Raw genomic sequence first — 1,341 nt, forward strand, 5'->3', positions numbered from 1 at the left:
GTTCGTCTCGTGTCTCAGTGTTGTGTCTCCGGATTTGCCTAGAAACACCACCTACGCACTTTCACCAGGACAACCGTCGCCTGGCCCACCTAGCCTTCTCCGTCCCCCCATCGCAATTACAAGTCGTGCAGGAATATTAACCTGCTTCCCATCGACTACGCCTTTCGGCCTCGCCTTAGGGGTCGACTCACCCTGCCCCGATTAACGTTGGACAGGAACCCTTGGTCTTCCGGCGAGGAGGCTTTTCACCCCCTTTATCGTTACTTACGTCAGCATTCGCACTTCTGATATCTCCAGCATACCTCTCGATACACCTTCGCAGACTTACAGAACGCTCCCCTACCACTCACACATAAGTGTGAATCCGCGGCTTCGGTGCCTGGTTTGAGCCCCGTTACATCTTCCGCGCAGGCCGACTCGACTAGTGAGCTATTACGCTTTCTTTAAATGATGGCTGCTTCTAAGCCAACATCCTAGCTGTCTGAGCCTTCCCACATCGTTTCCCACTTAACCAGAACTTTGGGACCTTAGCCGGCGGTCTGGGTTGTTTCCCTCTTCACGACGGACGTTAGCACCCGCCGTGTGTCTCCCGGATATTACTTACTGGTATTCGGAGTTTGCATGGGGTTGGTAAGTCGGGATGACCCCCTAGCCCAAACAGTGCTCTACCCCCAGTAGTATTCGTCCGAGGCGCTACCTAAATAGCTTTCGGGGAGAACCAGCTATCTCCGAGTTTGATTGGCCTTTCACCCCCAGCCACAGGTCATCCCCTAACTTTGCAACGTTAGTGGGTTCGGTCCTCCAGTTGATGTTACTCAACCTTCAACCTGCCCATGGCTAGATCACCCGGTTTCGGGTCTACACCTTGCAACTAGACGCCCAGTTAAGACTCGGTTTCCCTACGGCTCCCCTATACGGTTAACCTCGCTACAAAATGTAAGTCGCTGACCCATTATACAAAAGGTACGCAGTCACCCCGAAGGGCTCCCACTGCTTGTACGTACACGGTTTCAGGTTCTATTTCACTCCCCTCACAGGGGTTCTTTTCGCCTTTCCCTCACGGTACTGGTTCACTATCGGTCAGTCAGGAGTATTTAGCCTTGGAGGATGGTCCCCCCATATTCAGACAGGATGTCACGTGTCCCGCCCTACTCGATTTCACATCAAGGTTGTTTTCGTGTACGGGGCTATCACCCTGTATCGCCGGCCTTTCCAGGACCGTTCCACTAACTTCCAAGATGCTTAAGGGCTAATCCCCGTTCGCTCGCCGCTACTGAGGGAATCTCGGTTGATTTCTTTTCCTCGGGGTACTTAGATGTTTCAGTTCTCCCGGTTCGCCTC

Annotated in this window: 1 rRNA gene; it reads right to left on the reverse strand. The window is 53.2% G+C overall.

Going from position 1 to position 1,341, the window contains the following annotated elements:
* Window positions 1-1,341, reverse strand: a 23S ribosomal RNA gene (locus tag G5380_RS20440); the annotation flags it as partial.

It is taken from the genome of Aeromonas sp. 604443, assembly GCF_049170315.1.
Taxonomy (GTDB): Bacteria; Pseudomonadota; Gammaproteobacteria; order Enterobacterales; family Aeromonadaceae; genus Aeromonas; species Aeromonas veronii_A.